19 protein-coding genes and 3 tRNA genes are annotated in these 22,725 nt (G+C 50.5%); 12 read left to right on the top strand and 10 right to left on the bottom strand.

Going from position 1 to position 22,725, the window contains the following annotated elements; translation table 11 throughout:
- Nucleotides 1-263 precede the first annotated feature (263 nt).
- Nucleotides 264-584, top strand: a complete 321-nt coding sequence (locus EXY25_RS17155; RefSeq protein ID WP_114339316.1) for a CBU_0592 family membrane protein — start codon at nucleotides 264-266, stop codon at nucleotides 582-584.
- A gap of 493 nt (nucleotides 585-1,077) precedes the next feature.
- Here EXY25_RS17155 and EXY25_RS17150 read toward each other — a convergent pair whose 3' ends face one another.
- The 3 genes from EXY25_RS17150 to EXY25_RS17140 form a co-directional block, all read right to left on the bottom strand.
- Complete coding sequence (locus EXY25_RS17150) at nucleotides 1,078-1,629, bottom strand: hypothetical protein (RefSeq protein ID WP_130567819.1); 552 nt, start codon at nucleotides 1,627-1,629, stop codon at nucleotides 1,078-1,080.
- 128 nt (nucleotides 1,630-1,757) lie between these two features.
- Nucleotides 1,758-3,281 carry a YifB family Mg chelatase-like AAA ATPase gene (locus tag EXY25_RS17145; protein ID WP_130567818.1) on the bottom strand — a complete coding sequence of 508 codons (1,524 nt, stop codon included), beginning with the start codon at nucleotides 3,279-3,281 and terminating at the stop codon, nucleotides 1,758-1,760.
- Nucleotides 3,282-3,322: 41 nt separating this feature from the next.
- Nucleotides 3,323-4,243, bottom strand: a complete 921-nt coding sequence (locus EXY25_RS17140) for a phosphate/phosphite/phosphonate ABC transporter substrate-binding protein (RefSeq protein WP_130567817.1) — start codon at nucleotides 4,241-4,243, stop codon at nucleotides 3,323-3,325.
- Nucleotides 4,244-4,528: 285 nt separating this feature from the next.
- On the opposite strand from EXY25_RS17140, the gene ilvG reads away from it, so the two are divergent.
- The 7 genes from ilvG (at nucleotide 4,529) to EXY25_RS17105 (ending at nucleotide 12,383) form a co-directional block, all read left to right on the top strand.
- Entirely contained in the window at nucleotides 4,529-6,175 is a 1,647-nt protein-coding gene (ilvG, locus tag EXY25_RS17135) for an acetolactate synthase 2 catalytic subunit (protein WP_130567816.1), read from the top strand.
- Nucleotides 6,172-6,429: an acetolactate synthase 2 small subunit gene (gene ilvM, locus EXY25_RS17130; RefSeq protein WP_233496514.1), complete on the top strand. Its 258-nt coding sequence runs from the start codon at nucleotides 6,172-6,174 to the stop codon at nucleotides 6,427-6,429. Before ilvG ends, ilvM begins: the two co-directional genes overlap by 4 nt.
- Before the next feature lie 11 nt (nucleotides 6,430-6,440).
- Nucleotides 6,441-7,364, top strand: a complete 924-nt coding sequence (locus EXY25_RS17125) for a branched-chain amino acid transaminase (RefSeq protein WP_114339320.1) — start codon at nucleotides 6,441-6,443, stop codon at nucleotides 7,362-7,364.
- 86 nt (nucleotides 7,365-7,450) lie between these two features.
- Entirely contained in the window at nucleotides 7,451-9,298 is a 1,848-nt protein-coding gene (gene ilvD / locus EXY25_RS17120) for a dihydroxy-acid dehydratase (RefSeq protein WP_130567815.1), read from the top strand.
- 13 nt (nucleotides 9,299-9,311) lie between these two features.
- On the top strand, nucleotides 9,312-10,868 hold the full coding sequence (gene ilvA / locus EXY25_RS17115) for a threonine ammonia-lyase, biosynthetic (RefSeq protein WP_130567814.1): 1,557 nt from the start codon (nucleotides 9,312-9,314) through the stop codon (nucleotides 10,866-10,868).
- Between the two features lie 65 nt (nucleotides 10,869-10,933).
- The gene (locus EXY25_RS17110; RefSeq protein ID WP_130567813.1) at nucleotides 10,934-11,713 is read left to right on the top strand and encodes a hypothetical protein; all 780 of its coding nucleotides are present in this window, start codon (nucleotides 10,934-10,936) and stop codon (nucleotides 11,711-11,713) included.
- A 94-nt stretch (nucleotides 11,714-11,807) separates the two neighbouring features.
- A complete protein-coding gene (locus EXY25_RS17105; protein ID WP_130567812.1) occupies nucleotides 11,808-12,383 on the top strand; it encodes a TMEM165/GDT1 family protein in 576 nt (191 codons plus the stop codon).
- A 60-nt stretch (nucleotides 12,384-12,443) separates the two neighbouring features.
- Here the strand turns inward: EXY25_RS17105 and EXY25_RS17100 are convergent, their stop codons facing one another.
- From EXY25_RS17100 to EXY25_RS17075, 6 genes are all read right to left on the bottom strand, one after another.
- Nucleotides 12,444-13,187 (bottom strand): MipA/OmpV family protein, encoded by a 744-nt coding sequence (locus EXY25_RS17100; protein WP_165419404.1) that lies wholly within the window; start codon nucleotides 13,185-13,187, stop codon nucleotides 12,444-12,446.
- 231 nt (nucleotides 13,188-13,418) lie between these two features.
- On the bottom strand, nucleotides 13,419-14,168 hold the full coding sequence (locus tag EXY25_RS17095) for a MipA/OmpV family protein (RefSeq protein ID WP_130567810.1): 750 nt from the start codon (nucleotides 14,166-14,168) through the stop codon (nucleotides 13,419-13,421).
- A 125-nt stretch (nucleotides 14,169-14,293) separates the two neighbouring features.
- Entirely contained in the window at nucleotides 14,294-14,560 is a 267-nt protein-coding gene (gene ubiK / locus EXY25_RS17090; protein ID WP_114339327.1) for a ubiquinone biosynthesis accessory factor UbiK, read from the bottom strand.
- A 119-nt stretch (nucleotides 14,561-14,679) separates the two neighbouring features.
- Complete coding sequence (locus EXY25_RS17085) at nucleotides 14,680-17,757, bottom strand: multidrug efflux RND transporter permease subunit (protein WP_130567809.1); 3,078 nt, start codon at nucleotides 17,755-17,757, stop codon at nucleotides 14,680-14,682.
- 20 nt (nucleotides 17,758-17,777) lie between these two features.
- Nucleotides 17,778-18,866, bottom strand: coding sequence for an efflux RND transporter periplasmic adaptor subunit (locus EXY25_RS17080; protein ID WP_114339398.1), 1,089 nt, complete (start codon nucleotides 18,864-18,866; stop codon nucleotides 17,778-17,780).
- A gap of 49 nt (nucleotides 18,867-18,915) precedes the next feature.
- Nucleotides 18,916-19,485: a TetR/AcrR family transcriptional regulator gene (locus EXY25_RS17075; protein ID WP_130567808.1), complete on the bottom strand. Its 570-nt coding sequence runs from the start codon at nucleotides 19,483-19,485 to the stop codon at nucleotides 18,916-18,918.
- 141 nt (nucleotides 19,486-19,626) lie between these two features.
- Here EXY25_RS17075 and rep point away from each other — a divergent pair, with 141 nt between their 5' ends.
- Nucleotides 19,627-21,642 (top strand): DNA helicase Rep, encoded by a 2,016-nt coding sequence (gene rep / locus EXY25_RS17070; RefSeq protein WP_130567807.1) that lies wholly within the window; start codon nucleotides 19,627-19,629, stop codon nucleotides 21,640-21,642.
- Between the two features lie 59 nt (nucleotides 21,643-21,701).
- On the opposite strand, the gene EXY25_RS17065 is transcribed toward rep, so the two are convergent.
- Nucleotides 21,702-22,115 carry a c-type cytochrome gene (locus EXY25_RS17065; protein WP_114339331.1) on the bottom strand — a complete coding sequence of 138 codons (414 nt, stop codon included), beginning with the start codon at nucleotides 22,113-22,115 and terminating at the stop codon, nucleotides 21,702-21,704.
- 226 nt (nucleotides 22,116-22,341) lie between these two features.
- On the opposite strand from EXY25_RS17065, the gene EXY25_RS17060 reads away from it, so the two are divergent.
- From EXY25_RS17060 to EXY25_RS17050, 3 genes are all read left to right on the top strand, one after another.
- Nucleotides 22,342-22,418 (top strand) — tRNA-Arg (locus EXY25_RS17060).
- 40 nt (nucleotides 22,419-22,458) lie between these two features.
- Nucleotides 22,459-22,534 (top strand) — tRNA-His (locus tag EXY25_RS17055).
- A 10-nt stretch (nucleotides 22,535-22,544) separates the two neighbouring features.
- Nucleotides 22,545-22,621, top strand: a tRNA-Pro gene (locus tag EXY25_RS17050).
- The last annotated feature ends 104 nt before the right edge of the window (nucleotides 22,622-22,725 follow it).

Raw genomic sequence — 22,725 nt, 5'->3', positions numbered from 1 at the left:
CTAATAATTCTGACGCTGCTTATGTCTATTTTGCTTGCCCCGTTTTGGGGCGTCACTCAAGATGCTGTTTTTAGTGTTTATCTTTCTTTTTTTAGGTACTTAAAAGCTGATAACTCCCTGGTTTTTACCTTGCATTACTTTTACTAATCGTAACAACAAAAAAGAATCATTTTTCTTGCCTGAAAGCTTGCTTTATAAAGCGCTCCTAAACCGGCTAACGCCAATTTTTTCTACATTTAGTCAGCGAGTTAAAAGAAGTAGTCATGGATCTGTTCAACTTTATTGGCGCACTTGGTGGAGTGCTCTATCTTGCCTCATATCTACTGCTTAATGCCGGTAAGGTAAGCGGTAATAGTTATGAATATATCGGTTTGAACCTGGCCGCCTCTACTTGCATGGCTATTTCGTTGTTTGTACATTGGAATGGACCCTCTTTTACCGCACAACTTTGTTGGATTGTGATCTCTGGTGTTGGGCTAGTGAACTGTTATCTTGAATCTAAGCACAAGGCAAAAGAAAGTGTTGAGCAGCTCGCTGCAGCGCCGCAGATACAACAAGAGATGCCAACGCAGTTGAATGCTTAAAGTTGTTATTGCCGAGTTGGCTTAAGGGCTTAGCGCTAAACCTGTTCGGGTGAATGTGTGTTATTAGGGGGGATAATGAACCCTATATCTCTTTGCTTTTAGTGCTTTCTACAACGTTACCTAGAGGGTCGGTGGTTTTTAACTAGTTGCCCGCGAGTGAGGAATAGTGTTAACCCAACAGCTATGGCGTTTACTACCATTGATGTCGCGATTTCTGTTGGCGTAATATGCGAAATTCCTTTTGGTATCTGACTTAACACCAATAGATGAGTTCCTGCAGCCAAGCCGCCAGTTAAACAGACTGATAGGCACCTTGGGTTGGATCCGAACTGCACTCCCAATAATCTTGATATTATTAATGTTGTGATTACTGTTACAGCAATATTAAGGGCAAATGGATTCGATGCGTCTAACATTGTTGCCGTCAATATGCCTACAGAAGATAGCAGCGCATAGACGAAAAAATATCCCGCTGCAACGTTGAATATTTTCACTACTGACCTCCCGATAAATGTTTACGTCGCTCAAGCTCGGCAGAGTAACGTTGAGTTTCTTGATATGAAAACTCATGAATACCTATAAGCGCTAAGGAGGCGACGAGTACGATTATATTACCTTTACCTGCCCCCTGTTTTACTATGCTCCAAACCGAACCACCTACACCATATGCTCCCGGATTTGCTCCAAGAATGCTTGACCAACGGTTGAATGAATTATGAAGAAGCAGAACTTCTTCAAGTTCCTGATTAGTCATTGACCACTCACCCCACTGAGGTTGAAGCATGGGGTCCGTGCACTTAGCGACGAGTTGACCGACTAAAGGACGGTAACTCAGCGCTGCAATACTTTGCATTACTGTAATTTTTTCTAAACGAGGTAGCTGTCGGTACATAATTGCGCCAGCCAAGGCGATAGCAATTTTATTGTTATCCCCATGAATGTAGTGAGATGGAAGATCGAGAACTTTTGCAAGTTTGTTGATAGCTTCTGTGTCGTTTTGGGGGAGGTTATAACGATGAGATATGGTGTTTACAATGTTACTCATGTGACTTCCTTATCTAATTGTGAAGAGTTTTTCCTAAACTCAAATTTAAGGGACAAACACTAGGTTAGTATTTATACAAAAGCAACGGGATGTAATCCTTTCTTTGATTCTGATTACTACAAACCAACCTAAGCCGCCGCTAACCTCGCCAACAATCGATCAAATGCTCGAAAGCCTAATGCTTCGCTGAGATGGCCGCTGTGTATGCTCGGTGCCTGTTCCAGATCCGCAATGGTACGTGCCACGCGCAACACGCGATGGTAAGCGCGGGCGGAGAGCCCAAGTTTGTCGATAGCCATGCCCAAAAACCGGTTATCTTCACTGGTTAGGCGGCAGTGCTGATCCAGTTGTTTACCACCGAGTTGTGCATTGGCGCAGCCTTGGCGCGCTAATGCCTGCTGATGGGCGGTAGCCACTTTAGCGGCAATGGTGGCAGTGTCTATTTGTGGGGTGTCGATATCCGCCAGTTCTGCGGGTGATACCCGCGGTACGTCTACGGTGAGATCGAAACGGTCGATAAATGGGCCGGACAGCTTGCTCAGATAGCGCCTGACCTGATCGGGTGTCGAGCGACTTTGTACACCAGGTACACCCCAAGTGCCACATGGGCTGGGGTTCATGGCGCCGATCAATTGGAAACGTGCGGGAAATTCCGCTTGGCGAGCGGCTCGGGAGATAGTGATATGACCTGTTTCCAGAGGCTCCCGCAGCATCTCTAGTACTTTGCGGTCATATTCTGTCAGTTCATCAAGGAATAACACGCCGCGGTGTGCCAGTGAGATCTCCCCTGGCTTCGGTTGGCTACCGCCACCCACCAGGGCGATGGCTGAACAGGAGTGATGCGGTGCGCGGAATGGGCGTTGCCGCCACTGTGCTGGCTTAAAGCCCTGACTACTGACCGAGTAGACGGCACTGGATTCGAGCGCTTGCTGTTGATCCATGGGGGGTAAAATTCCGGGCAAGCGGCTGGCGAGCATACTTTTACCTGTACCAGGAGGACCAAATAGCAGCAGGTGGTGGTTCCCTGCGGCGGCGATCTCCAGTGCTCGCTTCGCCTGATGCTGACCTTTTACATCTGCCATGTCAGGATAGTTTGGTGTGGCTGTCTCTGCGGGAGCACTATCCATCAGCTGCAAGCTTTGTTGTCCATTTAGTCCGGCACAGACCTGCAGCAGATGATCGGCAGCCAGCACCCGACAGTTGTCTACCTTGGCCGCCTCTGCGGCATTGTGTATGGGTAAAATCAGTGCGCGCCCGGCTTGTTCGCTAGCAATAGCGAGCGGGATTGCGCCAGTGATTTTCCGCAGAGAACCATCGAGCGCCAGTTCACCGGCAAACTCATAGCGACTCAGCGCGTCGAGGGGGATCTGCCCTGACGCCGCAAGAATGCCGATGGCGATAGGAAGATCGAAGCGACCGCCCTCTTTTGGCAGATCGGCCGGTGCCAGATTGACGGTGATCCGTTTGGCGGGAAACTCAAATCGTGCATTGAGCAGGGCGCTGCGAACCCGTTCACGGGCTTCGCGTACTGATGCTTCCGGTAATCCAACAATGCTGAAAGCAGGCAAGCCTGCGGCTAAATGGACTTCGATATCTACTTGTGGGGCGATCACGCCAACAGAGGCGCGACTATGAACAATCGCTAAAGACATGGTGCGCAATTCCTTTTGCTGCAGTAAAACCTATATCAAATCTATTTCTCTAGTGCTGGTTGTATCTGGTTGAGTAACTCGGTTATCGCTTGATAATCCGCCGCAGCGACAAACCCTTTTATCCCTGCCGCAGTGGCAACCGGACTACTCGCCGATAAGCTTAGCAGAGCCATTTTAACTTGAGAGATCTGTTGTGCAGTTAAGCTATCGCTCACTACGACACCCCAGTGTGGATATTTAGGGGTGGTATGGGGGCTATCGGCAGGATTGGCTGGCGGTAAGACACGAAACAGAGTGGGATCATACTCCTTCGCATCGGCAATCAGTCCACTGCGGACAAACCCGGCATCGACCTGCTTATTGGCAACGCGTTGCAAAATGGCGTATTGATTATTCAGGGTGGCAAACTGCACATAATTGGATAGTGGCTGCCAACCTAGTTTTACCAGTTCATAGGCCTGGAACAGGAACCCTCCTGCAGATGTCGATTGATTAACCACGCCGATCACCCGGCCTTGCAGTTGCGCCACGCTGTGCAGCGGACTATCGCGATGAACGATAATATCCCCGGCGAATGCATTGCCATACGCTTGGCTGTTTAACGTGGCGACCACCTGATAGTTGGGTTGGTACTTTAAGAGTTGGCTGGTGACGACCGGGTTACTCAGCAGTAGGTCGGTTTGCCCCGCCAATGCTAATAGTTCGGTGTGCTGCAACGGTACTAACGTCACTTCTGTTTGTAATGTGGTGGCGATAAAGTCAGCCAAGGGTTGCCAGCGTGCGCGCGCGACATCTGCACCACGGAAGTCCAATACCGCAAGGGTAAGTGCTGTTTTCGCTGGCTTGGCGTCGGCGTTTGCTGCAAGTAGTGTAAATAACAGCAGCAACAGGGATAACACACCGAAAAAATTGATGTTTTGCTGGGGCTTTCGGTGAATAACAGGAACTGCTGCGCGATTCATTTGCTAAATCTAGCCCAAAAAAATTGTGATCTGTCAAAAGCTATGGTATTTATTTCGGTAATGTATCTGTAATCACAAATTTACGCAGAGCCAAGAATAATGAACATGTTGTCTGTAAGCCTACTTATTATCGTACGAGTCGTGGTGGTGATTAGCCAACCGCGCGGGGCGTTATTTGGGTAGACAACACTGAATATCGAAACCCCCGCGCCGTAAGGCTCGGGGGTTTTTTTTTACCGCATTGACGTTGATGCGGGTGACCGAGATAAAAGACAGGAATTCGAGATGAATGGAGCGCAGTTAGTCATTAAGGCGCTGGTACAGCAAGGGGTATCTACCTGTTTTGGTTATCCTGGTGGCGCAATCATGCCGATCTATGACGCTTTTTATCAGAGCGAAATTAAGCACATCTTGGTGCGCAACGAACAGGGCGCAGCTCTGGCCGCGCTGGGTTATGCCCGTGCCAGTGGTGAAGTTGGTGTTTGTTTAGCCACCTCAGGCCCTGGCGCGACTAATTTGATCACTGGTTTGGCTGACGCTTATCTTGACTCTATTCCTGTGGTTGCCATCACTGGCCAAGTTGCCAGCCCGCTGATTGGCACGGATGCGTTTCAGGAAGTGGATGTTTTAGGTCTGTCTTTACCTATCACCAAACACAGTTTCTTGGTTGAAGATATCGCCGAATTGGGTGATGTTCTGCAGCAAGCTTTTGCATTGGCTAAAAGTGGCCGCCCTGGCCCTGTGCTGGTCGATATACCGAAAGATATTCAATTGGCTGCTGCTGAGTTGCCTCCCCTGTTAGTCTCTGATGATGCTTTGCCTGCTGCGACCGCGGATCAACTGGCATTGGCGCGGCAGCTACTGAGTCAGGCAGAGCGACCGGTGCTATATGTTGGCGGCGGTGTGGGTATGGCGAAAGCCGTCCCTGAACTGCGTGCTTTCCTTGAACAGACGCAAATCCCCGCAGTGACCACGTTAAAAGGGATCGGTACCTTGCCGAAAGATCACCCTCGCTTTCTTGGCATGTTGGGCATGCACGGTAATCAGGCAGCGAATCTGGCGGTACAATCTAGTGATCTATTGATCGCCATTGGTGCACGTTTTGATGATCGGGTGACAGGCAAGCTGGATACCTTCGCTCCAGATGCCAAGGTGATCCACTTTGATATTGATGAAGTGGAGTTCGGCAAGCTGCGTCGCCCTCACGCACTATTACATGGCGATATGAAACCGGCATTGGCGGCTTTGGCAATGACATTATCTATTGATGAATGGCGTCGTCAGTGTGACCAACTGAAAACACAGTATGCATGGCGTTATGACGCGCCGGGCGAAGGGATCTACGCCCCGGCCTTATTGCGTCAGCTGTCCGACCAATTGCCTGATGATGCCGTGGTGAGCTGTGATGTTGGACAGCACCAGATGTGGGTCGCACAGCATATGCAGTTCGATTCGCCTCATGACCATCTGTCCAGTGGTGGTTTAGGCACCATGGGGTTTGGTATGCCGGCCGCGGTTGGTGCGCAGTTAGCTCGCCCTGATGCCACCGTGGTGAATGTGACCGGTGATGGCTCCATCATGATGAATATTCAGGAGTTAGGCACAATTAAGCGCTTTAACTTGCCAGTTAAAATTGTCCTCATCGACAACGAGCGGTTGGGCATGGTGCGTCAGTGGCAGGAGTTGTTTTTTGATAAGCGTTACAGCGAAACCAACCTGTCAGACAACCCTGACTTCTTAACGCTGGCCAGTGCTTTTGATATCCCTGGTCAGTTAATTACCCAGCGGGAGCAAATCCCCGCGGCGTTAGATGCCATGTTGTCTGCAACGGGTCCGTACCTGTTACATGTGGCTATTGATGCCGAAGAAAATGTATGGCCCCTGGTGCCACCAGGCGCGGCAAATCAACAGATGATGGAGAAACAGTCATGATGCATACCATGCATATCGAGGCTAAGGATCGCCCAGCGACATTAGAGCGGTTACTGAGGGTGACACGCCACCGCGGTTTTGCGGTGCGGGAAATGCAGATGAATGCCTCAGCTGAACGGGATAGTGTTACTATTAGCGTCACTGTGGCTAGCGACCGTCCCATCAGTCTGTTGCAAGGCCAACTTAGTAAATTAGTGGATGTTGCGTCGGTGAACATAGAAGCCCAGTCGCAACCCCTTTCGATCACCGCATAAGGAAGTTTTTGATGGCTGCTCAAGCTGAATTTATTTGGTTTAACGGCGAACTCATGCCCTGGGCTGACGCTAAAGTACACGTATTGAGTCACGCAATTCACTACGGCTCCTCTGTGTTTGAAGGTGTGCGCGCCTATAACACGCCGAAGGGCCCTGCAATTTTCCGTCATCAAGAGCACACCCAGCGCTTGTTTGACTCGGCCAAGATCTATCGCATGAAAGTCGACGTGACTGCACAACAGATCATGGATGCGACCAAAGAAGTGATCCGTGCCAATAAGCTGAATAATGCGTATATCCGTCCGGTGATCTTCTATGGTGATATCGGCTTGGGTTTACGGGTTAAAGATGATGCCAAAACTGATGTGTCGATTGCCGCGTTTGAGTGGGGCACTTATCTGGGCGACGATGCGCTGGAACAGGGCGTTGATGTCGGCATCTCCAGCTGGAACCGTTTAGCAGCTAATACCATGCCAACCGGCGCGAAAGCTGGCGGTAACTATCTTTCCAGCCAGTTAATTGGCCAGGAAGCTAAGCGTCACGGTTATCAGGAAGGTATCGCACTGGATATCAATGGTTATATCAGTGAAGGCGCTGGTGAAAACCTGTTTATCGTTAAAGATGGCAAGTTGCTGACCCCACCGACTACGGCCGCGATCTTGCCGGGTATCACCCGTGCGACAATCATGCATCTGGCACAGCAGCGCGGTATCGAAGTGGTTGAGCAATCACTGCCCCGTGAAGCGCTTTACCTTGCTGACGAGATCTTCCTCACGGGTACTGCGGCAGAAGTGACGCCAGTGCGCAGTGTCGATGGTATCCAGGTCGGTTGTGGCAGTCGTGGCGCAGTGACCACCACCTTGCAGAAAGATTACTTTGACCTGGTGAAAGGGGTCAGTGAAGACAAAAATGGTTGGTTGGATTACGTCGAGTAATCTACCGAATGAACTAGCTCTGAGCCGCATTTACTGCGGCTCAGTTGTCTAGTAGACAGACAATTTTCAGCACAGAGAGTTTAGTTATGCCACGTAAATTGCGTTCAGCGACCACGACTCAGGGTCGTAATATGGCCGGTGCCCGCGCCCTTTGGCGTGCCACGGGTATGAAAGATGGTGATTTCGATAAGCCGATTATCGCCGTTGTTAACTCCTTTACCCAGTTTGTTCCCGGTCATGTGCACCTGAAAGATATGGGGCAGTTGGTCGCAGGCGCAATTGAAGAAGCCGGTGGTGTGGCAAAAGAGTTTAATACCATCGCCGTCGATGACGGTATCGCCATGGGCCATGGTGGCATGTTGTATAGCCTACCTTCCCGTGAGCTGATTGCTGACTCGGTGGAGTATATGGTGAATGCACACTGCGCTGATGCCATGGTTTGTATCTCTAACTGCGACAAGATCACCCCTGGTATGTTGATGGCGTCACTGCGCCTGAATATCCCAGTGATCTTTGTTTCCGGCGGGCCGATGGAAGCGGGTAAAACCAAGCTATCTGACCAGATCATCAAACTAGATCTGGTTGATGCCATGGTGCAAGCGGCAGATCCGACTATCTCTGATGAACAAACCGAACAGGTTGAGCGCAGTGCCTGTCCAACGTGTGGCTCTTGCTCTGGTATGTTTACTGCCAACTCTATGAACTGTTTGACGGAAGCCTTGGGTCTATCTCAGCCCGGCAACGGTTCTTTGCTGGCGACTCACGCTGATCGCGAGCAGTTGTTCCTCAATGCGGGTAAGCGCATTGTTGACCTGTGTGAGCGCTATTATCAGCAGGATGATGATAGTGCCCTGCCACGTAATATTGCGACCTATGAAGCGTTTGAAAACGCCATGGCGCTAGATATCGCCATGGGCGGTTCGACCAATACTGTGTTGCACTTATTGGCTGCGGCACAGGAAGCGGAAGTTGATTTTACCATGGCGGATATGGATCGATTATCTCGTCGGGTGCCTAATTTATGTAAGGTTGCACCTGCGACCAGTAAATACCACATGGAAGATGTGCATCGTGCAGGCGGTGTGATCAGTATTTTGGGCGAACTGGCGCGTGCTGGCTTGCTGAATACCGATATCCCTACGGTATTGGGCCAAACCATGGGTGAAAATCTGGCCGAGTACGACATCACTGTGACCGACAGCGAAGCCGTGAAAACCATGTATCGCGCAGGTCCTGCAGGCATTCGTACCACCAAAGCGTTCAGTCAGGATTGTCGCTGGCCAACGCTGGATGATGACCGTGAAAACGGCTGTATCCGGAGTAAGGAACATGCTTACAGTCAAGACGGTGGTTTGGCCGTATTGTTCGGTAACTTGGCAGAAAAGGGCTGTATCGTAAAAACGGCTGGGGTTGAGGAAGAGAATCTCACTCACCGTGGCCCTGCCCGTATCTATGAAAGCCAGGACGACGCGGTGGCCGGTATTTTGGCCGGTGATGTTAAGGCTGGCGAAGTTGTGTTAATTCGCTACGAAGGTCCGAAAGGCGGCCCGGGTATGCAGGAGATGCTTTATCCCACCAGTTACCTGAAATCGATGGGCTTAGGCAAACAGTGCGCTTTGATCACCGATGGTCGTTTCTCCGGTGGTACGTCCGGCTTGTCGATCGGTCATGCTTCGCCAGAAGCCGCCGCTGGGGGCAACATTGCACTGGTAGCGCAAGGGGACATCATCGATATCGATATTCCTAATCGTAAGGTACACCTGGAAGTGTCTGATGAAGAGCTGGCCAAGCGCCGTGCCGCGATGGAAGCGAAAGGTGAGGCAGCTTGGCGTCCAGAAAATCGTGAGCGTGCAGTGAGCTTTGCGCTGAAAGCTTATGCGGCCTTGGCAACGAGTGCCGACATGGGTGCTGTTCGTGATAAAAGCAAACTGTAAACTGGGATAGTCGATGAATAACCTGTTACCTCACCTGAGTGCTCGTCAGCCGAGTGCTGCCGAGTATCTGCGCCGGATATTGCTTGCCCCTGTTTATGATGTGGCGGTGAAGTCAGATCTGACACCAATGCGTAAATTGTCGGAACGTTTGGGCTGTGAAGTGCTGCTGAAACGTGAAGATCAGCAACCGGTGCACTCATTCAAGATCCGCGGTGCTTACAACAAGATCGCCGGTTTGAACGCGGATCAGCAGGCAAAAGGTGTGGTGGCAGCATCGGCAGGAAACCATGCGCAAGGGGTGGCTTTATCTGGGCAAAAGCTCGGTATTAAAGCCACCATTGTGATGCCCAACAACACACCGGACATCAAAATTGATTCGGTGCGGCGCTTGGGTGGCAACGTGGTGATCCACGGCAATAGCTTTGACGAAGCCTCTGCAGAGTCCCGTCGTTTAGCCGAAACCGAAGGTTATACCTTGGCGGCACCCTTTGATGATCCTGATGTGATTGCGGGTCAGGGCACTATTGGTGTTGAGCTGTTGCAACAGGCGCGGGATATGGACTATGTGTTCCTCCCTGTTGGTGGTGGTGGCTTGGCGGCTGGCGTGGCTCTGTATCTGAAGAGCTTGAAGCCGTCTATTAAGGTGATCGGCGTTGAGGCCGAAGATTCCGCCTGCTTGCTGGCGGCGCTGGAAGCCGGAGAGCGAGTGAACTTGGATCAGGTTGGCTTGTTCGCCGATGGCGTTGCGGTGAAGCTTATCGGTGAAGAGACCTTCCGCGTATGTGCGGCGTTTATCGACGAAGTGATCACGGTTTCTACCGATGAGATCTGTGCGGCGATCAAAGATATTTTTGATGATACCCGTGCTGTTTCAGAGCCCGCGGGGGCGCTGGCGCTGGCGGGCTTGAAGAAGTTCCAGGCACGCTACAAGCTTCAGGGTAAAAAACTGACCACGGTGTTGTCAGGGGCCAATGTTAACTTTCATAGCTTGCGCTATGTGTCTGAGCGGACTGAGCTGGGTGAAGGACGGGAAGGCGTATTGGCTGTTACCATCCCTGAACAGAAAGGCAGCTTCCGCCGCTTCTGTGAACTGTTGGGTGGTCATGGTATTACTGAGTTTAACTACCGCTTTGCTGATCCTGCGAAAGCCCATATCTATGTTGGTGTGCGGTTGGCGGAAAAAGCTGACATGGCTAACCTGTTAGCCACTTTGGGTGACAGCGGTTATGAGGTGCATGACTTAACTGACAATGAACTGGCGAAGTTGCATGTGCGCTATATGGTTGGCGGCCGCCCATCGCAGCCATTGGTTGAGCGTTTATATGGCTTTGAATTCCCTGAGTCCCAAGGCGCGCTGATGCGTTTCTTGAATCGCCTTGGTGAACGCTGGAATATCACGCTTTTCCATTATCGTAATCACGGCGCCGCTTATGGTCGAGTGCTAGCTGGTTTTAATGTTAGCGATCAAGAAAAAGCTGAATTTGAAGCCTCTTTGAATGACGTTGGCTACGAATGGCGTGACGAAACGTCCAATCCTGTCTATGATTACTTCTTAGCACATCGCGATTAATACTGATTTAAATAGATACATGGCTCGCCGGATCGCGAGCCACAAAAATAACATGGAGGTACACTATGCGCCCTATTACATCTGTCGCCTTATCCCTTTCTCTTGTGGCATCCAATGCCGCTGCTGATAACGTCCCAAAATCCTTCGTTGAAAAAGTGTTCGCTAAAAGCATGCAGGAGCAGTGTGCTAGCTCGGCCTATCTGGCGTGTCTGGACATCTCTGCTGCTGAATGCCAAAACCTTGCGGACCTCTATATAAAAACCTGTATTGCCCCGCTGCCCGACCAGGTCTCACTGGGAAGTGCGGCGTTTGGGAGTGAGATGGAAGCCTGCGGTATGAAATTCTTTGAGAAGCAGGACATTGAGTTAGGTAAAGTTGAAGCCTGTGATGATGCGATGGAGATGGCTGAGCAAGAGTCTGTTTACCATGACGAGTTGACGCCGGAACAGCTTGAAGAGTTGATGCGTGCAGAGCAACTAAAGCAGCAGCAAGAGATGCAAGCGTTTGTTGATATGATGCGCGAGGCAACCGGCAGCGGCAATCGCCTTGAAGAGATCACTTTGCCGCTCTATGAACCCTATGAGTTGGGGATCCATATGGCAGATGGAGCCGCTTGGGAGGAGCTGAGGGGGTTACCCGCTGTAACATTCCGCGTGAACGCCAGCAAAGATGAAGTGTTGGCTTTCTATAAGCAGAAATTGCCAACTTTTAAAGTGGATCCTAATGATCCCTATCGTTTAGTGGAAAAGGTGCTACCTGGCGAAGAGACAATCGCTAAGTACATTAATGTTCCTCACGTGGCAATCTATGGCGATACTTTCGTTCAGCTCACCTACCGCCGCTAATATAGATGCGCCAGTCCCTTGTACTGGCGCAATCCCCTTCCCTGATGTTTTCCGTTAGAATGCTGCGCCTAAATATCTAGCCGGTAGCGTTTTGATGATCTCTATTCAAGCATTTAGCCTGAGCCTGACCTTGGTCTTTTTGGCGGAAATAGGCGATAAAAGCCAGCTAGTGTGTATGGCTCTGGCTGCACGCCATCGTGCCTGGCCTGTGCTGCTTGGCTCTGTGGCGGCGTTCTCCGTTTTGAACTTACTTGCGGTGCTCTTTGGTGCGGCGCTCGCTGAGTGGATCCCAGCATCATGGCTGGCGGTTGGTGTGGCGCTGCTGTTTCTTTGGTTCGGGATCCAGTCGCTACGTAATGGTAGCGAAGAGGATGAGGAGTGTATTCAGCGTCCTACGCACCACTTGATCCTGTCGACTTTTATGATGATTTTTGCCGCAGAGTTTGGCGATAAAACTCAACTGGCAGTGGCGGGATTGGCTGCGCAACAACCGCTGCTATCGGTCTGGCTAGGGGGCACCATGGCTTTGGTTTTTACCTCTGCCTTGGGAGTGTTCGCGGGACGTCGTTGGCTGTCGAAGTTGCCCGTAAACTATTTGCATAAGGGGAGTGGGGTGCTGTTTTTGCTGATGGCAGCGCTCAGCGCCAGTAGTTTAGTTTGGTCTTTTTAACGAGCTGATCTGGCTGTAATAAATAGCCCCGAGAGTCCGGGGCTTGGCTGTTTTCAGGGCTTACCAGAACTTATAGCTGACGCCCATGAATACGCTGCTTTCTGCATCGTCGTCAACCAGCGGGCTATCTTCAAGCTCGCTATCTAACCATGAGTAGTTAGCGCCAGCAGACACGCTCCACTCTTCGGTAATACGGTAGGCCGCCGCCAGACCAACGCCATACTTCAGTGCCGAGCCTGTGTCATAAGCAGAGACTCCGCTACGGGCAGATTCTTCTTCTGAAACGCCATAGTAGTAGTTGGCATAGTCTGAATCCATGTAGCTCAGGTGAATGTTAGGGATCAGCATTAATTCGGGTGTCACAGGATAAGGGTAGCCGTAGCCCAAGTCGGCTCGGATACCGTTGTGGTCATCACTGATATCTGTGCTGAGTTTGGCGCTGAATTGGCCATACATACGATCTTGAAAGCGGTAAGAGACGCCAGCATCAATACTGCGATGGCGGGTATCTAACGTACGGAAACGATTGGTGTTCTTTGGATCCCACTCCTCTTTGCCTACCCCGATGGCGATACCGACGCGGTGTTGGTGATTTTCAAACAGTTTGTAACCGGCCCCATCTTTATCGACAAAGAAGTGCTCGTTTTCAAATTTCACCAGAGGAATAACGCGATTATCATCATCATAGTCAGCGTAAGCGCTGTTTTGCAGTACGAATCCGGCACCAATACTTAGGCTTTCTTTTGTGTCTGCGCAAGTCATAAAAGGCAGTAGAGAGGCTGCGAAAAGAGCTGTGTACTTCATAGGGTTCTCATTCATGTGACGTTTGGGGGGATTTACGCGGCACTATACGATAAAGATCAAAAAGTTAAATCTGATTAGACGTAAGCAAATGTTATTTATCTGAAAAACGGCATTTAGAAAAGTTTGAGAAGTATATTTTGTATGCAAATGGGGTGGCGGAATGTCGTTGCTGTGGGCAAAAAATAGGGATGAGTGGACACTCATCCCTATTATTCATATCACTTGAATGCTTTAGAATTTATAAGCGACACCCAGCATACCACTGGTTTCGTTATCGTCGTCTAGCAGAGGGCTCTCTTCCAGATCATCATCTAACGAGGTATAGGTAACGCCAGCGTATAGGTTCCAATGTTCGGCAAGATGATAGCCAGCCATCAAACCAACAGAGATGTTGGTAGCGCTGCCAGTATCGTAGGCCGAAACAGCGGCGCTGGTGGCGGCATCTCTATTGCTGATACCGTAGTAGTAGTTGGCGTAATCTTCGTCCATATACTTGATCCGAACGGATGGAATAAGGACGATTTTGTCACTGACTTTCCAAGGGTAGGCGTAGCTAAGCGCTGCACCATTGCCGTCGTGTTCATCGCTGATATCGGTGAAGTACTGTGCTCTTACCACACCCCACTTGGCCTTAAAACGATAGCTGGCACCTAGGTGGAATGCTCTGTCTTTGTCTTCAAAGCCATCGAATTCCGCTTGATCATTATCGCTGCCATCCCACTCCTCTTCACCCATGGTGAGGTAGATACCAATGCGATGTGGGCCTTTATCTAACGCTTTAAAGCCGACTTCTCCGCCATCAGCATAAAACCATTCAGTATCGAATTTGATGATAGGAATTGCGCGTGCGCTGTCGTCATAATTACGGTAGGCCGAGCTGGGCACCTGTACGCCGACACCAATTTCTGTGTCACCAGCGGCCATCGCTGTTGCTGGTAGAGAGCTAGCTAATGCCAAGACTAACAGATGTTTCATGTTCATAAGTGCGTCCTTGTTATCTGCATTGGATAAACATTTTTCTACTAATAGCCTAGTTTAGTTGAAATTTTATCAACAAGAATGAATTATTTTGCTTTCTTGTTGTCACGTTGAACGTGGCGTCCGTGTCACTCGTTGTTGTTTTCTTCACTGGCTTGATTGCTTTCAAGCTGAGACAGACGCTGCTCGAGAGCGGTCAGTTTTTCCCGTGTGCGCAACAGCACCTGCGTTTGTACATCGAACTCTTCCCGCGTTACCAGATCCAGCTTAGCGAGTTGTGCCTGCAACACCTGTTTGGTTTTGGCTTCAAACTCATCAGCAATATTTTTGACGCCGGGCGGTAATGCATTGCTGATCTGTTTGGCTATCTCTTCGAGTTTGCTGGGGTTTATCATCTTGATACCTTTACTCTATTTTGCATTGCGGATTATCAATGCTGCTATTTTTCCATTGTAGCTAGCTGCTGAGCATGAAACTAGTCAGGGAGTAAAAAGTGCTCTCCCTGACATGCTGTTTATGTGTGTGCTCTTTGATCTTTTAACAGGGTCGCGACATCCGGTAGAGGTTTATGGCGTTCCGCCAGATAGCTATAGATCACCGGCAGCACAAAAAGCGTGAAAATAGTGCCGATCCCCAAACCTGCGCAGATCACCAGACCGATACTGAAGCGGCTGACGGCACCTGCACCTTCTGCCATCAATAGTGGGATTAAGCCGGCGATCATCGATACTGTGGTCATCAGGATAGCCCGCAGGCGGACATGGGCTGCTTCAATGACTGCTTCCACACGATCCAGTCCTTTTTCCAGTTGCACCTCTTTCGCCACTTCACAGATGAGAATACCGTGCTTACTGATTAAGCCGATGAGGGTGACTAGCCCTACCTGAGCGTAGATGTTCATGGTGGAGAGCCCCCATGCCATGCTGATCAATGCACCACTTATTGCGAGTGGTACCGAGACCAGGATCACCAGCGGATCTCGTACACTCTCAAATTGGCTAGCTAACACCAGAAAAATGACCGCCAGAGCCAATAGGAAGGTGGCGAACAGCGCTGACCCTTCGGTGACGTACTGACGAGCCTCTCCAAGGTAATCATATTGATAGCCTTGCGGTAATAGCCGAGTGGCAAGCTCTTCAAATACGGCGATAGCATTGCCCATACTTACCCCCGGTGCGGCAACAGCGCCAATCGTCGCCGAATTTAGTTGGTTGAAGTGAGGCAGTGCTCTGGGCTGTCCCTCAATGGATATACTCACTAGATTCGACAGCGGAACGGGATCACCGTTGACCGAGCGGACATAAAAATTATTTAGGGATTCAGGATTTAACCGCCATTTACGCTCAACTTGGGGGATCACTTCATAGCTGCGGCCATCGAGATCGATGCGATTGACGTAACCATCGCTGAACATAGCGCTGAGGGTGGTGCCGATATCTTGCATCGTGATGCCGTATGCCCCTGCTTTATCACGATCAATCTGCACTTTCATGGTGGCTGAGTCATAGTTCAGATCAAGATCCAGATAGACGAAGTTAGGGTTGCTACGCAGTTCTTCGAGAAAGCTGCTGGCCACGGCAAACAAGCTTTCAAAGTTGTTAGGCGTGGTGATCACAAATTGAATTGGTAAGCCGCTGGACGCACCAGGCAGCTCTGGGAATGGGAAAGCGGTCATCGCCACTGCAGGAACGTCGGCGATCAATGGATTGGTTGCCTGGATCACTTCGGCTTGTTTTCTCTCTCGTTCGCTCCAGGTTTTGAGGTTAACGATGCCGAGTCCTTGGTTGGCGCTAGGTATACCTGCAAAGACCAGCGTGGAACGGACTTCTGGTAGGGTGTCTACCTTTTGTAACCCTTCGACCATCGCGTTTTCTATGAAGTCCAGGTTGGCGTTCGCAGGTGCTTTGCCAAACAGCATATAGCCGCCCTTATCTTCACTGGGTGCTAATTCACTGGGAATAAAACTGGCAAGAATAGGCAAGCTTGCAAAGGCGAACAGTGCAAATACAACCACCACAGGACGATGGTTCATCACACTACGCAGGGCTTTGTCGTAGCCACGGGTTAGCGCGCCTAAATAGCCTTCGACAAAGCGCTCGAAGCGCCCGGGCTTATCGTGGGGTTTGAGCATTTTTGAGCACATCATTGGCGACAGGGTCAGTGCTACAATCCCCGATACAAAGACTGCGCCAGCTAGCGTCAGGGCGAACTCCTTGAACAGTGAGCCGGTGATCCCTCCCATTAATGCGATGGGGGCATACACGGCAGCCAGCGTCAGGGTCATTGATATCACAGGGCCGGCGATCTCTCGCGTACCAATAATCGCTGCCTGAAACGGTGTTTTCCCTAACTTGACGTGACGATCTACGTTCTCCACCACGACGATGGCGTCATCCACTACTAATCCGATGGCGAGTACCATGGCAAGCAGCGTCATCAAATTCAGTGAAAAGCCAAATAACGACATCATCATCGCAACGCCGATGAGCGACAGCGGAATAGTAACAACGGGGATCAAGACTGCGCGAAATGAGCCCATAAACAGGGTGATAGCGATTAGTACAATCACACCTGCTTCGATAATGGTGGCGACCACCTCGTTAATTGACTCCTCAATAGCGATGGTGGAGTCATACAGCACATTCATTTTGATGGTGCTGGGGATGTTATTGGCAAACTCCGGCAGCATATCGCGGATCGCGGCAGTGACCTCTAACGGGTTGGCCGTCGGAGTGGGATCGACTGCGACCACAACGGCGCTCTTGCCATCCGCTACAGCGCGATACGTATCATGGCTCTTCTCCAGTGTGACATTGGCAATATCATCAACGCGAATAAGTGAGCCGTCGCGGCTCGCTACTACCATGCGTTTTAGCTCATCAACGGTGCGGACCTGGGTATTGGCTTCGGAGTTATATAACACATAAACGCCGGTAGCTTGCCCGGGGGCGGACTGAATATTATTGGCCTGCAGTACCTGCATCACTTCAGTGGCTGTGAGATCGAAAGCCGCCATTCTTTGGGGATCCAACCAAACCCGCATGGCGTATTTCACGCCACCATAGAGATTCACTTTTGCGACACCATTGACGGTGAATAGCTGGGGTTGGATAACCCGCTCCAGATAATCGTTGATTTGACTGGAGTTGAGAGAATCACTGGTGAACGAGATATAGATCAGTGATGTGGTGGAGCCGGTGGACGAGGTGACCGTGGGATCTTCTGCTTCGCTGGGCAGCTGTGAACGCACCGAGTTCACCTTGGCAAGAATATCCGCCAAGGCTCCGTTGGGATCCGTGTTCAGTTTCATCTGCACGCTGATACTACTGGACCCCATAAAGCTTTGGGAGGTCATAAAATCAACGTTGTCGGCCTGGGCGATCGCTTGCTCTAATGGTTGGGTAATAAAGCCTTGGATCAGATCGGCATTGGCACCGTAGTAACTGGTATTGACCGAAATAACTGTATTGGTCATCTCCGGATATTCGCGGATCTGCATCCCTTTTAGTGCTTGCAGTCCCAGTAACACAATCAGCAGGCTAATAGAGATCGCCAATACCGGCCGACGGATAAATGTATCAGTGAATCGCATCTGATTATCCTCTTCCGGGCTTAAAGCGCCGGGATCTCCGCTGGGGTATTTAGGGCATCACTCTCAACGACTTTGATCTGGCTGCCGTTAGACAGGCGTACCTGGCCTGAAGTGACAATGGTTTCGCCGGGATTCAAGCCGCTCACTCGTGCCACATCGCCACGGCGTTCCTCTACCTTGATGGTGCGCTGTGTTGCTATCAGTTGGCTATCGCCTTCGCGGGTTTCAGCAATAAAAATGGTTTCACCATACAGGGTGAAGTTTACTGCGGTTTGCGGGATGACGAGCTGCTGTGGCAGCGTGGGTAGGATCACATTAACACGCGCAAACATGCCGGAACGCAGTACGCCATTTTCATTGGGAACGTCAGCCTGCACCTGTACCACACCACTTTGGAAATTCACCGCCGGTTCAATGGTGGTGATCTTGCCGTGGAAACTGGTTTCCGGATACGCATCCACTTGTACTTCAATGGTTTGGTCGACAAAAATCTTGCTTAGCTGATTTTGTGGAATAGTGAAGCGAATACGCATGGTTGAGGTGTCTTCGAGCCTGACAATCTCGGTACCTGCCTCCAGATACTGTCCAAGAAACACCTGGCGGATACCTATTTGCCCTGCAAAGGGCGCGCGAATTTCACGGCGAGCGATGGTGGCTTTTTGTGCTGCGACGTCCGCCACTTGCGCTTCATAGTTGGCAACCGCTTCATCTCTTTGTCCTTCCGAGGCGCTGTTTTGTCTCAATAGCACTTCCATACGATGGGCTTGCGCTTTTAGTGCGGGCAAACTGGCTTGTGAGCGTTTCAGATTAGCGCGCTCAACATCGGTGTCTAAAGACAGCAGTAAGGTATCAGCGGAGACCTTCTCGCCAGATTCGAAGTCGATCGTCTCAATCAAACCGGCGGCTTCACTTTTCAGGGTGACCCCCCGGTAGGGCTCAATAAAACCAATGGAGTCAATGCTTGGGATCCAATCGACCGGAGAGACGGTGGCAGTGGTCACCGGAAAGGTAGGGGCGGGCTGATTGGCCATATATTCGCCGATCATCTTTTGTTTAAACAGGTTAAATCCGATCACACTACCGAATACCAGTACAACCAAAACCAGCATAAGCAGGCTCCAGATAATACGTTTTCCGTTGACCATCACACATTCTCTCTCATTGGTTGGCGATGGCTTGCCAGCTCGCATTCGCGGCGGTGGCGATCATCGCATCATTCAAAATAAAACTGCCTTCAATATGCCGCCGCGCTAGGGCGGCACAGCTTTCAATACCTATCGCTCCGAGCACTTCAACAGGTAAAGGTTTCAGTTGTTGTGCCGCGAGCCCCGCCTCTAACATCGCGGCAAGTGGCAAAAATAGCTGTTGTCGTCGTTTGATTAAGTGCGCGAGCTGCGATTTATCGGTGACATGACGGGATAACTCCCAGCCATGTAATGTGTCTGGGTGGGCGATTAGATATTGGAACAGTGCTTGCCAGATCTGGGTAAATTGTTGCTCCAGGCTGACACCCAGCCGATGTTGTTTGAAGCAGGCATCAGCGATTAGCTCCAAATTGTTTTCCAGAGTCTCCAGCAGCAGGGTCTGTTTATCTTTAAAGTAGAGATACAGAGTGCCTGCTGCCATATCGGCTTGCTGCGCTATTTCGCCCATGGTGGTGCCGTGAAACCCTTTATTGGCAAGGGTGACACTGGCTGCTTGGAGAATTCGTCGTCGTTTGTCCGTCATCGCTATCGCATTATAATGAATGAGCGTTCATTCATTTTGTAAGATTTGTAACAGCTGATGAAAAATCAGCAGTTGATTTCGCTCACGTTCGTGGCTGGCTTGCAGTAAAATCGCCACCTCAAGTTTAGTCTGTGAGTCAGAATGAAGTTAAACCCTGGGCAAGCTAACGCCGTCAAACATATCTCTGGACCTTGTCTGGTGCTTGCTGGAGCCGGTTCCGGTAAGACGCGAGTGATCACTTTGAAGATTGCTCATCTGGTGCGTCAATGTGGCTATCAAGCTCGGCATATCGCGGCGGTGACCTTTACTAATAAGGCGGCGCGGGAGATGAAGGAGCGCGTGGGACAGACCTTAGGCCGCAAAGAGGCTCGGGGCTTGATTGTTTCCACCTTTCATACCTTAGGGCTAACTATTCTCAAGCGTGAAGTGACTACCTTGGGGATGAAAGCCGGTTTTACTCTGTTTGATGATCAGGACAGTCGTGCGCTCATTAGCGAGCTAACCGAGAAAGAGTACGACGGCGATAAAGATCAGATTAACTTGTTGTTGAATCAGATCTCCCGCTGGAAGAACGACCTGATCTTACCGCCACAGGCCATTAAGATGGCTGAAAGTGGTGGTGAACAGATCCTTGCTATGTTGTATGAGCGCTACCAGCGCCACCTGACGGCATACAATGCTCTCGACTTCGATGATCTTATCCTGCTGCCAACGCTGCTATTGAAGCAAAATGAACAGGTGCGCCAGCGTTGGCGTGATCGTATTCGCTATCTGCTGGTGGATGAGTATCAAGATACCAATACCAGCCAATATGAGCTGGTGAAGCTACTTGTGGGTGAGCGTGCGCGCTTTACCGTGGTGGGTGATGATGATCAGTCAATCTACTCATGGCGCGGCGCGCAGCCGAAAAACCTGGCCTTGCTGCAACAAGATTTTCCGTCATTAGAGGTGGTTAAGTTGGAGCAGAACTATCGCTCCACGGGCTGCATCTTGAACGCGGCTAATATCTTGATCGCCAACAATGACCATATTTTCGATAAACGCCTGTTCAGCGAGTTGGGCTACGGTGAGCGTTTGCGGGTGCTTTATGCCAAGGATGAGGAGCATGAAGCTGAGCGCACGGTGGCAGAGCTGCTGAGCCATAAGTTTATGAAACGCACCAGCTATAAAGATTACGCCATTCTCTATCGCGGCAATCATCAGTCACGACTGATTGAAAAATCGCTGATGACCAACCGTATTCCATACAAGATCTCCGGTGGTACCAGCTTTTTCTCCCGCGCCGAGATCAAAGACATGATGAGTTATTTGCGTCTGTTGGTGAATCATGATGATGACAATGCGTTTCTGCGTATCGTCAATGTGCCAAAGCGGGAGATCGGCCCGGCAACATTAGAGAAGCTAGGTAATTATGCCAACATGCGTGGCATTAGTTTATTTGCTGCCAGTTTTGAGCTGGGGCTAGAGCAGCACCTGACCGGACGCGGTTTGGCTTCGCTGCAGCGCTTTACCCGTTGGATGGTGGAACTCGCTGATTTTGCCGAGAAAGGTGAAACAATTGAGGCGGTGCGCCAGTTGGTACGGGATATCAATTACGAAGAGTATCTTTACGACAGCTCCCCTAGCCCGAAAGCCGCAGAGATGCGGATGAAAAATGTCTCCGAGCTGTATCGTTGGATCACCGGCATGTTGGAGGGGGACGATCTCGATGAAGCGATGACTTTGCCAGAGGTCGTGACCCGTTTGACCCTGCGCGACATGATGGAACGAAATGAAGGGGATGATGAGAGTGATCAGGTGCAGTTGATGACATTGCACTCATCGAAAGGTTTGGAGTTTCCGTACGTCTTTATGATCGGCATGGAAGAGGGGTTGTTACCGCACCAAAGCAGCATTGATGAAGAGAATGTAGATGAAGAGCGGCGTTTGGCCTATGTCGGGATCACCCGGGCACAAAAAGAGCTGAGCTTTATCGTCTGTCGTGAACGACGTCAATTTGGCGAAAGTTTTCGTCCAGAGCCCAGCCGTTTTCTCTACGAGTTACCGCAGGATGATCTTATCTGGGAAGGTAAAACTCAGAAATCGAAAGAGGAAAAGAAAAAAACCGGCATGGCGCATTTAGCCGCGATGAAGGCGATGTTGAATAAAGATAAGTAGTGGTGGACTAAAAACAAAAAAGCCGCGAAAGCGGCTTTTTTGTTTTACTCGACGGGCGATTAGATCCCTTCAATCATAAAATCGATAGCTGCCTGGATCTCTTCGTCAGAACAGTTACCACAGGTGCCACGCGGTGGCATGGCGTTGAAGCCGTTGATTGCGTGGTCCATCAGTTTATCCATGCCTTTTGCCAAGCGCGGCGACCAAGCTGCGGCATCGTCTTTCTTCGGCGCGTTCATTGCGCCAGTGCCGTGACAAGCAAAACAAGATGCTTGGTAGACATCGCCGCCAGAGCGAGGGCCTGCCGGTTCGGCTGCCAGAGCTTCGCCAGCAGGAGCATCGCCTTCAATATAATGGTCACCGACAGGTTTAATGCGTGATTCAACAGGGTCTACTTCTGCTGCAAAAGCAGTGGAGGCCATAACCAAGCTGGTGATTCCTGCGACGAGGAATTGTTGAAGACGAGTTGCCATTGGGATCTTCTCTCTCTATTTGTTGTTATGCAGATCAATCATGATCTATATCGGCTGCATCCTGATTTTTCGATTATAACGTTAAAACCCGGTAGCTAAAATGCTAACTGCGCTGATTTTTCAGTCAATAATGATTCGGATCGCAAGAGTTTTTCAGATTATTTAAAATAATCGTAGACAAGCGATTAGTGCTTTTGTAATATGCGCATCCGCTGAAGGCAGGTGAGCGCCCGTAGCTCAGCTGGATAGAGCGTTGGCCTCCGGAGCCAAAGGTCACAGGTTCGAATCCTGTCGGGCGCGCCAGAGCTACAACGTACTTCATCTTCAGCAAAGTAAGACACTGGTGGCTGTAGCTCAGTTGGTAGAGCCCTGGATTGTGATTCCGGTGGTCGTGGGTTCGAGCCCCATCAGCCACCCCAGTTTTAGTGTCGGCGATTAGCGCAGCTTGGTAGCGCACTTGGTTTGGGTCCAAGGGGTCGCAGGTTCAAATCCTGCATCGCCGACCATTTCTTCAGAGCCCTCGGCAATTATGCCGGGGGCTTTGTCGTTCTAACCCCCTATTCTCTCTATAGTTCCCTTGTTTGTTGCAGCAACGCGCACGGCAGAGTTA

Origin of the sequence: Corallincola spongiicola (genome assembly GCF_004284785.1) — a bacterium.
In the GTDB taxonomy this organism is placed as follows: Bacteria; Pseudomonadota; Gammaproteobacteria; order Enterobacterales; family Neiellaceae; genus Corallincola; species Corallincola holothuriorum.
The sequence above is the reverse complement of the archived record's forward strand: the minus strand, read 5'-3'. Positions and strand labels throughout refer to the sequence as shown.

Excerpts from the sequence above, each read along its gene's own strand:
- EXY25_RS17155 (WP_114339316.1), top strand. The coding sequence starts at position 264 with ATGGATCTGTTCAACTTTATTGGCGCACTTGGTGGAGTGCTCTATCTT.
- EXY25_RS17150 (WP_130567819.1), bottom strand. The coding sequence starts at position 1,629 with ATGAGTAACATTGTAAACACCATATCTCATCGTTATAACCTCCCCCAA.
- EXY25_RS17145 (WP_130567818.1), bottom strand. The coding sequence starts at position 3,281 with ATGTCTTTAGCGATTGTTCATAGTCGCGCCTCTGTTGGCGTGATCGCC.
- EXY25_RS17140 (WP_130567817.1), bottom strand. The coding sequence starts at position 4,243 with ATGAATCGCGCAGCAGTTCCTGTTATTCACCGAAAGCCCCAGCAAAAC.
- ilvG (WP_130567816.1), top strand. The coding sequence starts at position 4,529 with ATGAATGGAGCGCAGTTAGTCATTAAGGCGCTGGTACAGCAAGGGGTA.
- ilvM (WP_233496514.1), top strand. The coding sequence starts at position 6,172 with ATGATGCATACCATGCATATCGAGGCTAAGGATCGCCCAGCGACATTA.
- EXY25_RS17125 (WP_114339320.1), top strand. The coding sequence starts at position 6,441 with ATGGCTGCTCAAGCTGAATTTATTTGGTTTAACGGCGAACTCATGCCC.
- ilvD (WP_130567815.1), top strand. The coding sequence starts at position 7,451 with ATGCCACGTAAATTGCGTTCAGCGACCACGACTCAGGGTCGTAATATG.
- ilvA (WP_130567814.1), top strand. The coding sequence starts at position 9,312 with ATGAATAACCTGTTACCTCACCTGAGTGCTCGTCAGCCGAGTGCTGCC.
- EXY25_RS17110 (WP_130567813.1), top strand. The coding sequence starts at position 10,934 with ATGCGCCCTATTACATCTGTCGCCTTATCCCTTTCTCTTGTGGCATCC.
- EXY25_RS17105 (WP_130567812.1), top strand. The coding sequence starts at position 11,808 with ATGATCTCTATTCAAGCATTTAGCCTGAGCCTGACCTTGGTCTTTTTG.
- EXY25_RS17100 (WP_165419404.1), bottom strand. The coding sequence starts at position 13,187 with ATGAAGTACACAGCTCTTTTCGCAGCCTCTCTACTGCCTTTTATGACT.
- EXY25_RS17095 (WP_130567810.1), bottom strand. The coding sequence starts at position 14,168 with ATGAACATGAAACATCTGTTAGTCTTGGCATTAGCTAGCTCTCTACCA.
- ubiK (WP_114339327.1), bottom strand. The coding sequence starts at position 14,560 with ATGATAAACCCCAGCAAACTCGAAGAGATAGCCAAACAGATCAGCAAT.
- EXY25_RS17085 (WP_130567809.1), bottom strand. The coding sequence starts at position 17,757 with ATGCGATTCACTGATACATTTATCCGTCGGCCGGTATTGGCGATCTCT.
- EXY25_RS17080 (WP_114339398.1), bottom strand. The coding sequence starts at position 18,866 with ATGCTGGTTTTGGTTGTACTGGTATTCGGTAGTGTGATCGGATTTAAC.
- EXY25_RS17075 (WP_130567808.1), bottom strand. The coding sequence starts at position 19,485 with ATGACGGACAAACGACGACGAATTCTCCAAGCAGCCAGTGTCACCCTT.
- rep (WP_130567807.1), top strand. The coding sequence starts at position 19,627 with ATGAAGTTAAACCCTGGGCAAGCTAACGCCGTCAAACATATCTCTGGA.
- EXY25_RS17065 (WP_114339331.1), bottom strand. The coding sequence starts at position 22,115 with ATGGCAACTCGTCTTCAACAATTCCTCGTCGCAGGAATCACCAGCTTG.